Here is a 10206-nt window from a genome sequence, read left to right on the forward strand (position 1 = left end):
TAAAACTGCTCTAGCCCCTTCTGACCGATACGGTCTCCCTGCGAGTATCCCTTGTATTCGGGCTGTTTCAGCTGGTCTTCCGAAATTTCACTCGTGTAACCAAGAGCATGGGACGCCAAAGTTCCATAGGGATATTCGCGTCTCGATTCTATCAGAGTCTCGACACCGGGCAGTTCGTCGGAACGCTCCTCGATAAGCGCAACCTGTTCCGGCGAGGCATCTTCCAGCAAACGGATTGGACGCGTCTTGATCCAGCGGGAACGTTGGAACGCCGTATCCAACGACAGCGAATCAAACAGGCGACCTCCATCTACGTCGCGAATACGCAGAAGACGGTTGAAAAGAGAATCACGGAGCTCTTTCTTGCCGGGCATGCTCGTCGCCTGCAGTGCCACCTGGTAAGAAGGCCTGTTGCGAACAAGAACATTGCCATTGCGGTCGTAGATATAGCCGCGTTCCGCAACCAGTTCCACCTTGCGGATACGGTTGTTTTCGGAGCGCTGCAAATTTTCGTCATAATGGGTGTACTGCAAGGAAAAGAGACGGGCAAGCAATATGGCGAACAAGATAATGACGCCCGTCATGTAAATCAGGACATTCCAGTTCCTGTTTTGCAGGCTCTCGTTGTCAGAAGGACCCCTATACATGCTTCTTCTTTTTCTTATCCAAATCCAGATAGAAGAAAATGATTCCAACGAACATCGTATACAAGCATTCCGGCAAGGTCTTCGTCAAGAAGAGGTTGGTCACGACATCCTTGGAAAGGCCCGTAACACCAAAATAGATCATATCGCAGACAAAGAATCCGAGACCAAGAATTCCCACCTTTGCAGGAAGGTTGAGAGACAGGAAACGCTCCTCCAGCTGCCCCACGACAAAGCCAAGGACCAGCATCGCAATTGAATGCGCCCCGAGCCATTCCACCGGAGCGTAGACATCCTGCGTGAATCCTGCCAAAAAGCCCCAGAAGCACCCTGCTGCAGGGCCGAACTTGATTGCAATCGTCACGATAAAGATGACAACGAAATCGGGACCGACATCAAAAATGCTCAGCCAATCCGCGACAGTCATCTGCAACGAGAACACGATGACAAACATGATCAAAGTAAGAAGCCACCTACGGGTATTCATCGAGCAGCTCCTTTACCACCCAATCAGGATCCTTTTGCATCACGAATACTTCCTCGAGAGTTGCAAATTCCTGAAACGGTTCAACATCCATCTGGTGCATCACGTCAAGATCGGACTTGCGGACTTCCTTGACGGTTCCAAGAGGAATTCCCTTCGGGAATATTCCACCAAGCCCCGATGTCACCAGCGTATCGCCCTCATGGATACCCGCATGGGCGGGCACCATCGCCATCAGGCGGCGTCCATCCTTTGATTCCAGGAAACCCACGACGCGAGTGCGACGATCCATTACAGACAACTTAAGATTTGGATCAACAAGAAGTTGCACACGCGAATGAGCGATCGTCGCCTTCGAAATTTTTCCTACCAGGCCGTTCATCGAGAACACAGGCATGTTCTCCTTGACTCCATGCTCTGTTCCACGGTTTATCACGATCGTCGTCAGGAAGCGTCCCGGGTTGTGTCCCACCACGCGGGCAGTCACAATCGGGTAATCCCACTTATCATCGAACCGAACCAGAGTGTGCAGTCGAGCGAGTTCCTGCAAGCCCTCGCGAGCATGATACGTTTCCTGCCTCAATCGGGCGTTTTCTTCCTTGAGGTGTTCGTTTTCCTGAGCAACCGACCTAAAGTTCGTCACTGCAGATACAACCAGCTGTGCCGGATAGAAAACCGTCCCCAGAGCAGTCGATACAATATTTTCGCGAACGAAATTGGGAGCCTGTCTCATCAAGAGACCCAGCACCAAGAAAAAGGCAAAGGCGACAACGCCATGCCTTTGAGAAAACAAGTCGACAATAAAGCGGAAAGCCCTAAGCATCGATTTGCATCAATTTACTAGTTCGAGGAAGCTATCAAAACAGGACGATACTTGTCCAAGTCTTCCAGAATACGCGCAGCACCCTTACAGACGCAGATCAAGGCTTCGTCAATCACGTTCACGGAAAGGCCCGTTTCCTGGCGAATGCGTTCGTCAAAGCCACGCAGCTGGGAACCGCCACCCGTCATGATGATACCCTTGTCGTAAATATCAGCAGAGAGTTCAGGAGGCGTATTGCTCAGGGCCTGCTTCACGGCTTCAATGATCGCGACAACAGGTTCGTTCAGGGCTTCGCGAATTTCAGCGCTGTTGATGGTCAAGGTACGGGGCATACCGGCAATAAAGTCATGGCCCTTCACTTCCATCGTCAGTTCTTCTTCCAGGGGGCTTGCAGAGCCGATCTGAATCTTGATCTGCTCGGCAGTGCTGTCACCCACGCAAAGATTGTACATGGTACGCAGATAGCGCACGATAGCTTCGTCCATTTCGTCGCCACCCACACGCACGGAGGCATTGCACACGGTACCATTCAAAGCAATCACGGCGATATCGGAAGTACCGCCACCAATATCCACGATCATGTTACCGACCGGATCTTCGACAGGGATACCCATGCCAATAGCTGCGGCCATCGGTTCGTGCACCAGGTGAACTTCCTTGGCACCAGCCTGCTTGGCAGCATCAATCACGGCTCGCTTTTCCACTTCGGTAATGCCCGACGGAACACCGACCACTACGCGAGGTTTTACCATCCACAGAGGATACTTCTGTACGCGCTTGATAAATGTCTGCAGCAAGTTTTCAACCAGCTCGAAATCGGCAATCACGCCATCGCGCATGGGACGCACCGCACGGCTCTCGCCCGGGGTCCTACCCAGCATCTTCTTGGCTTCAAAACCGATGGCGGAAACACGGTTATTCTTGCTGTCCACTGCAATCACCGTAGGTTCGTTAATGACAATTCCCTGGCCAGCCACATGGACCAATGTATTCGCTGTACCAAGGTCTATACCGATATCGCAAGAAAAGAGGCCGAACAAAATCCAATCCTTTTTTGAGTTGTAACTTCTGCCGGAAATATAGATTTAATTCTTTAGCGTGTCTGCACCAAACTTCAATTCTTTCTTGTAGCGGTCCCAACCGCGAGTATTCACGTCATAGCGGTACTTGCGCTTTTCATGCATGGCGATATCTTTGTAGATAAAGAAATCTACCTCGGCATATGCCGCATAGATGCGTGCCTCCGCACCGCTAAAAAGCCTAAAGTCCTTCACGCGGTAATAGGGAGTGTCGAGCAGGCCTTCCCGGTTTCCCGCAGCGCGCATCGTCTCGGCCACCATGAACTTGAGATCGTCCTGCAAACAGTCCGTTAGTTTGTTCTCAATCCGTTCCGTCGGTTCGGAACAGCCAAGCAGCAGAGCCGCAAAAGAAAGCGCAATTAAGGAGATCAATTTCATATTTAAAATGTAGGAAGTGGAAAGTAGGAAGTAGGATGTGCTTAAGAAAAAAAACGCCCCCTTTGCGGGAGCGTCCTCATATTCAAGTCCTAGCCGACTCAATCTACTAGAAAGAGTAGGTTGCGTCGAGACGAGAGAAGATGCGGCCTTCGCCCTGGAAGGGGTTACGGAACAGGACATCTTCAGCAACGGTCACGTCGATCTTCAGACGTTCTTCTATGTTGATGCCGAAACCGAAGCCGACATGGTCGTCGTTAGAACCGTCAGCGAGCGGGTTCGTCGCGAAGAAGGTACCGTCATCCTTGCAAATGCCGTAGTGATCGTTCGTGTAGTTGTTCCTGGAGTTCACATCGCATTCGGTGTAGAGGATAGACTTCTGACCACCGACGCGAATCACGAACCAGTCCCACCAGATGTTGCGTTCGATACCGAAGCTAATCTTGCCACCGATATCGCTGCGCTTGTCCCAGCTCGGATCGTCTTCGTTACGGGAATCATAAACCCAGCCACTCTTGGCGGTACTATAGTACCAGTCATGAGCCTTCATCTGATTCCAGATGAAGTCGAGACCCATCCAGAAGAAACCGCGGTCCATGGCCACATTGATACCCATGCCAGCCTGAGCACGCTTGTCTTCGATGCCAGGAGCCTGAGCGAGCTTCACGGAAATAGCGGGAACCAATTCGCCATCGAGAGCCTCGAGAGTGTAGAAGCCGCGAGCCTTACCCAGGATGGAGAAGTCGCCGTCGTCAAAGAACTGATGACGTTCGGGACCGTACTGGACACGGGCGAGACCGACGGAGGCTTCGTACGAAGTTCCGCTACCCACCTGGAAATTCACGCCACCATCAAGTTGAATCATGGAGGCATAAGCGTCGTCGTTCACCTGGTAGGTACCGCTTTCATCGAGGTCGCCACCATCCTGGTGGGCGATATAAATGTGCAAGCCCCAGGCATCGCCGCTAGAGAACGTACCACCCAGGAAGCCATCGAAATTCGTCACGGTTTCAGGAACAACTGCGAAAGAGTTTGTACCCATCTGCACATACTTCGGGAGGTACATGGCGAGGTCTTCGTTGATACGACCAAACAAGCCACCAATAGAGAACTTCGGATCAGGATTGTTGTCATCACCAAAGGAAATCGCAAAGATACCACCAAAGGTCGGATGCTGAGGATCAACATTTCCACCAGCGTTCAGATTGTTATCGGTATAGGCACCAAAGCCACCAATCAAGTAGTTGGAATAAAGATTGACATTGGCAGCGTTATCGAAGATGCTAACATCGTCCATGATATAGGTCGTGTTCTTGCCCATGGATTCCACACGTGCAAAGGTCGCAAATGCAGAGCCCACACCAAGGATACCAAACGCAGTACCGACGGCAGCAGCTGTTCTTAGTTTCATTGGAAAACTCCTCTTGAAAATTCTGTTTTAAAGTTAGCTTTATTAAATCAAAATCGCAACAAAAATTTAAACAAAATCATCTTTTTTACACAAAAAAGGCCGAGCAGAGGCAATAGGCTGGTAGCCTATTGTCGAAGCGAAGGGTGAACAACGACTTACTAATCCTTTTGGAGCTCTCATTTTTCGTTGTTCACAATACGAAAAAGGCCGGACTTGATAGTCCGGTCCTTTTTCAAGCCTATACCCGAATTATTCGGAGAAGGTGAACGGAATCGTCACGGTAGTGTTACCAGACTTCACCTTGCTGAACTTCCAGCGGCTCACAGCGCTCTTGACTTCGCCGTCAAATTCGCCGTAACCGGTCGTAGAAGAAGCAATGGAAATGCTAATGATTTCACCACCCGGAGCGATCGTGAACTTCAGGGTAACCTTACCCTGGAATCCCGGTTTCTTCTTCAGGAACTTGTTGTAGATGTGACGCAGGCCAGGAGTACGCTGACGCACGACCTTCATGATGTCTGCAGCGGAACGAGATCCACCACCGGCACCCATATCGATATCGCGTTCAGACGGAGTCTTGATGGAGCCCTTAGCCTTGGTAGCGATACCACCGCCACCACCGCCAAGGAGGCCAGCCAGACCGTCACCGATACCACCGGAACCGCCTTCGGCGTAACCTTCGTTAAAGCCACCATCAGCCTTACCGCGACGGCCACCGAGAACGGTCTTACCCGTCGTCTGGAGACCAGCCACGTCCTTCAGCACCTTGTCGATATCCTTGGAGAACTTCTGGTTCTTCATGAGATCGTAGGCACCGGCAGAGGCATTCTTGGTCTGAGCAGTCAGGAGCTTAAGCACACCACGAGTCTGGGGAGCGTTGGGCTGACCCTTACCACGCGGCTTGCCACCGCCACCAGCCTTCTTACGAGGCTTCTTGGGTTCTTCCTTCTTCTTCTCTTCCTTCTTCTCTTCCTTCTTTTCATCGATGGTCATAGAAGCGGTAAGATCAGCAGCGGCAGAGTCGTCGAACACGACTTCGTCCACCACCTGTTCGTACATGGAAGCCCAAAGGCAGATAGCCAAAGCAACGACCAAAGAGATACCGGCAATAGCACCCATCTTCTTGTCGGATTCCGGCATCAGGGACGCTACTAACGGATCTATAGCGGGAGTTGTCTTCTTTGCCATAAGTTATTCCTCCCCGCCGTTCTTCTGCATCACGGCGAATGCAATGTGCGTATAGCCAGAGAAGCCACAGGTGGCCATGACCTTGTACATCGCATCGTAAGGGATGTTCTTGTCGATCTGCACAATGATGTTACCGGCTTCGTCAGCAGGAAGACCCATCTTCAGGGCGTGTTCCTGTTCCGTTGCACGGCGTTCCTTAAGAACCGAGTCCACCTTGGTCACAAGAAGATCTTCTTGCTTCAAGACTTCTTCGGTCGGAACGATCTTGGCATTATCGACCACGACATAGTTGTTATCGACCACGACCGTCAAAGCCACTTCCTTCGGCTGCACCTTGGAGGTAGACACCGGAAGGATAAGGTTTTCGGCCTGGGTCAAAAGCTGACCTTCAGCGTCCAAGTTCTTGATCATGAACACCAGAATGATGGTCATCATGTCCATCATGGACGTGAGGGAGAAAGGTACGTCTTCGCTAAATTTACGAGTCTTTCTAGCCATGATTAACCTCCCAGCTTAGCAAGGTTGATCTTGCTGAAACCGGCTTCTTTAGCACGGTCCATAAGTTGAATAATCTTATCGAACTGGGTGTCGTCGTTAGCAACGATGATGATGTTATCGACGTCTTCGAGGTCAATGAACTGAGTGTGAATCTGGATAAGATCCTTAGCGATCAGGTCGTAAGCGGACAGCGGGTAGATGATGTTCTTAGCAGCGACATCCGGTTTCAGCGTACGAGCCGAGTTCGGAGTGAGAGTTGCAAGCACAGCACCAGCGCTCGGCTTCTTCAGGGACGGCGGCGGGGTCAGACCCATTGCGCCTTCGCCCGGAATGGCGAGGAAGCTGTTGTTGCCATCAACATATGCACTGTCAGGCACGTTTTCAGACTGGGAAGAATAGATTGCCCAGATCACGCGGCCCGGATCTTCTTCGGATTCCTTGTTGATTGCCCAAAGTTCGATGGTTTCGATTTCATAAAGATACTTTTCTTTATCCATCTCAGAGCCATCTTTGCACTTGGGTCCATGTCCACTTTCCACAGCCGACTTCACATCTTCCGGAGCATGCGTAATGAGCTGCGCATCGGACTTGCAACGGAATGTCCACATTTCCTTGAAGTAGACATTCGGCTGGAAACCACCGCGGGCACCAATCACCAGATACTGGTCAGTGATTGCGAGCGAGAGGTTCAGAGCCTGCTGGTCCGGTTCCGGAGGCGTATCGTTGTCCATGTTCATCATGCTGCGTTCCGGCATGTTGATTTCAACGATAGCAAGCTTGGAGAAGGCGGTCATAGACAACAGCATAGGAATCAGGATCGTAAACAAGCCCATCGCCGGCAACAGGTCCGGTTCTTCAGGCTTTGCTGGTTTCTTAAGTTGTCTTGCCATGTTTATATAACTCCGTTAAAATTATCTCTCTATCTTCAATTAAGCGAGGGAGTTGATAATCTTGAGGCCCTTTTCTTCCATTTCCTGGATGAGGCGTTCGGAGTTCATGTTGAGGAGGCCAACGATGACCAGAAGAGGCACAGCGGAGAGAAGGCCGAGGAGAGTCGTACCCATAGCGATAGCGATACCGTCGGAAAGAGCCTTGGCACGTTCTGCAGCCGGTTTGTTAGCCACGGCGTCGAAGGTGAAGATCAGACCGTAAATCGTACCCATAAGTCCGAGCAACGTAGAGATGGAAGCCATCACCTGGATAATGCTGATATAACGAGTAAGACGGGGAGCTTCGGTCAGGAACACTGCGTCGCAAGCAGCAGACATGGTTTCGCGGCCACCGTTACGGGCAGCAACGATTGCAGCCATCACGCGGGCGATCGGGAGCTTGGTTGCGTTGGCATAGCTCAGGGCTTCGTCATAGCGCTGGGCGGAAATGTGGGTGCCGAACTTGGCCAAGAAATCCTTACGGCCCTTAGCGCTCTTCACCATGATGTAAATAATGCGTTCGATAGAGAAACCGAGGCCGATCAGGAACACCACGAGGATGATCCACATGAACTGCCAACCATCGGATTCGGGGCTGAAGGATTGAAGCATTTTAGACATTAGAGTACTCCTTTATTGAGTGTTTTGGTTTAATTTGATAAATCTTTGTTCATATTTATCTTTTTTAAAGCAAAATTGGGAGGTCTTTTGGGTAAAACTTAATTTACAGCTCAAAAAACGCCATTTTTGCCTTAATAGAATAGGGGAACCCTATGAACTAGGTTCCCCGTAAAATTGTTTTTACCGCTTATTTCTTCTTCTTGCCCTTCTTTTTCTTGGACGGAGCAGGAGCAGGAGCGGGTTCGGCAGCCGGTTCTTCATCGGCAGCACCCATTTCGCTAGAGTCACTGGTCGTAGAAGAGACCGGGGCAGCAGCACCAGCCAGCTGTTTCTTCAAGTCAGCGAGTTCAGCCTTCAACTTTTCGTTTTCAGCCTTCGCGTCCTTGATAATGTCGCGGTAGGTGTTGATCTGTTCTTCCGGAGTCATGACTTCGGACTTGGCGATCTGTTCGAGACGAGCCTTCGTCTTGAAGTAGGCCGGGTCAGAGAACAAGGTAGACGGGTCAAACTTTTCGATCTTGGTGTTCAAGGTCTCGTTGTTTTCATCGAGGCTCTTGAGAAGTTCGAACAGCTTTTCGGTCCACTGGTTCTCGATGCCATAGTGAGCGGCGGCCTTGATACCGGTTGCGCACTGCGGAATAGCCAGTTCCTTGGCACCGTTAGAACGGTTGGTCAATTCTTCACGGTAGGCTTCCAAGTCTTCGTGGACGGCTTCCATAGCGTCTTCCTTGACCATGCCTTCGTATTCCACATATTCCTTCACGATAGAAGCGGAGTCCGGCAGCGGAGAGTTAGCGAAAGCGTCAGCCACTTCGACGAACACGGCGCAACCCTGGTAGTACATTTCGATGTAGCCTTCTTCAGCTTCGATCACATCCTGGTTGTAGAAGCCCTGGTCGCGGGCAAGGTCGATGTTCTTCTGGAAGATCGGACGAGCCTGTTCGTAGTAGCTCGGGAGCTGCTGCACGATACCGATACGTTCCGCAAAGATTTCTTCTTCCTTCTTGCCGTTCAGTTCCTGTTCGCGGATCTTGGCGGCCATCGTCACGAAGAGCATACCCATCTTGTTGGTAGCCTTGAAGGTCCAGCGTTCAGATGCGTAGGTAGCAGACTTCGAGTACTGGCTCATGGCCTTCTGCAGGATGTCCACCAACTGCTTGATAATCTTGGCCTTTTCCTTTTCCTTGCCCTTCAGGACAATCGGATCCATCTTGTGGTATTCGTATTCACCGAGGTAGAAGGCAGCTTCAGCAGGAACACCCGGATCGGCATTCTTGATCTGCAGACCGTACTTATCATAGGCTTCGAGAGTCTTGCGGTAGTCTTCGACAGCCTTTTCTTCTTCCTTAAGTTCCATGTAGGCACGAGCAGCACCGATGTAGGCAGCGATCAGCTTTTCCTTGTCTTCGTTGCCATAGCCCTTGATGAAGTTGTGGTATTCGGTAGCAGCCAGATCCCACTTCTTCGCATTGGCGTAGGCCATCGGAATACTGAAGGCTGCGTCAAGAGCGTAGGTGCTCTTCGGATAGTCGCGAACGAGGTCCTTGGAGCAGCGGATGGCTTCGTCAGTCATCTTGGCTTCATCGTAGCTCAAGCAGGCGCTATACAGGAAGCTCGGAGTCTTTTCGTTCTTCGGATAACGCTTGTAAGCAATTTCGTAAGTCGTAGCGGCTTCCTTCTTATCCGGAATAGAGTCGTAGACCTGGGCAGCAAAGCCGATAGCCTGGAAGGCCATGGAGTCCTGCGGGAAGTTGTTCGTAATGAAGAGGAAGGTCGTAGCGGCCTGACGAGACAGAGCCTCGTAAGACTTCTTGTCGGTCTTCTTAAGTTCTGCTTCCTTCTTGTAATCCGATGCGGCACGCAGGATACCCTTGATCGTCAGCGGAGACTTGGCATACTGCTTGGGCAACATCATGAAGGTTTCTGCAGCCTTGGTGTACTGCTTGTTGGTTTCGTAGGCGACAGCGGCTTCGAACACGGCCTTGTCGGCAATGTCGATAAGCGGGTAGCGCTTCACGAGATCCAAGTAAGCCTGAGCACCCTTTTCGTACTGGCCCTGCTTAACGGACTGTTCGGCCATCTGGAAGAGCACGTAGGCGATAGCCTTTTCGATTTCCTTGGCCATGGAATCGTTGCGAGTTTCCTTGACCTGGG

General features: G+C 51.1%; 10 protein-coding genes and 1 pseudogene. All 11 read right to left on the minus strand.

Annotation, left to right across the window (positions count from 1 at the left end; translation table 11 throughout):
* Nucleotides 1-647 (minus strand): annotated as a pseudogene (locus tag Q0628_RS14260) (penicillin-binding protein 2); the annotation flags it as partial.
* Nucleotides 640-1131 carry a rod shape-determining protein MreD gene (mreD, locus tag Q0628_RS14265; protein ID WP_298772097.1) on the minus strand — a complete coding sequence of 164 codons (492 nt, stop codon included), beginning with the start codon at nt 1129-1131 and terminating at the stop codon, nt 640-642. The pseudogene Q0628_RS14260 and the gene mreD, both read right to left, overlap by 8 nt.
* The gene (gene mreC / locus Q0628_RS14270) at nt 1118-1951 is read right to left on the minus strand and encodes a rod shape-determining protein MreC (protein WP_298772099.1); all 834 of its coding nucleotides are present in this window, start codon (nt 1949-1951) and stop codon (nt 1118-1120) included. Before mreC ends, mreD begins: the two co-directional genes overlap by 14 nt.
* 17 nt (nt 1952-1968) lie before the next feature.
* Nucleotides 1969-2991, minus strand: a complete 1023-nt coding sequence (locus Q0628_RS14275; protein ID WP_298772101.1) for a rod shape-determining protein — start codon at nt 2989-2991, stop codon at nt 1969-1971.
* A 45-nt stretch (nt 2992-3036) separates the two neighbouring features.
* On the minus strand, nt 3037-3408 hold the full coding sequence (locus Q0628_RS14280) for a hypothetical protein (RefSeq protein WP_298772103.1): 372 nt from the start codon (nt 3406-3408) through the stop codon (nt 3037-3039).
* 106 nt (nt 3409-3514) lie between these two features.
* The gene (locus Q0628_RS14285; RefSeq protein ID WP_298772106.1) at nt 3515-4816 is read right to left on the minus strand and encodes a hypothetical protein; all 1302 of its coding nucleotides are present in this window, start codon (nt 4814-4816) and stop codon (nt 3515-3517) included.
* 249 nt (nt 4817-5065) lie between these two features.
* Complete coding sequence (locus Q0628_RS14290; protein WP_298772108.1) at nt 5066-6004, minus strand: AgmX/PglI C-terminal domain-containing protein; 939 nt, start codon at nt 6002-6004, stop codon at nt 5066-5068.
* A gap of 3 nt (nt 6005-6007) precedes the next feature.
* Nucleotides 6008-6502: a biopolymer transporter ExbD gene (locus tag Q0628_RS14295; protein WP_298772110.1), complete on the minus strand. Its 495-nt coding sequence runs from the start codon at nt 6500-6502 to the stop codon at nt 6008-6010.
* A 2-nt stretch (nt 6503-6504) separates the two neighbouring features.
* Complete coding sequence (locus Q0628_RS14300) at nt 6505-7392, minus strand: biopolymer transporter ExbD (RefSeq protein WP_298772112.1); 888 nt, start codon at nt 7390-7392, stop codon at nt 6505-6507.
* Between the two features lie 39 nt (nt 7393-7431).
* Nucleotides 7432-8052 carry a MotA/TolQ/ExbB proton channel family protein gene (locus tag Q0628_RS14305; RefSeq protein ID WP_298772114.1) on the minus strand — a complete coding sequence of 207 codons (621 nt, stop codon included), beginning with the start codon at nt 8050-8052 and terminating at the stop codon, nt 7432-7434.
* 187 nt (nt 8053-8239) lie between these two features.
* Nucleotides 8240-10206: tetratricopeptide repeat protein (locus Q0628_RS14310; protein ID WP_298772116.1), on the minus strand; the 1967-nt coding region annotated here is incomplete at its 5' end.

The organism is uncultured Fibrobacter sp., from assembly GCF_937877005.1.
In the GTDB taxonomy this organism is placed as follows: domain Bacteria; phylum Fibrobacterota; class Fibrobacteria; order Fibrobacterales; family Fibrobacteraceae; genus Fibrobacter.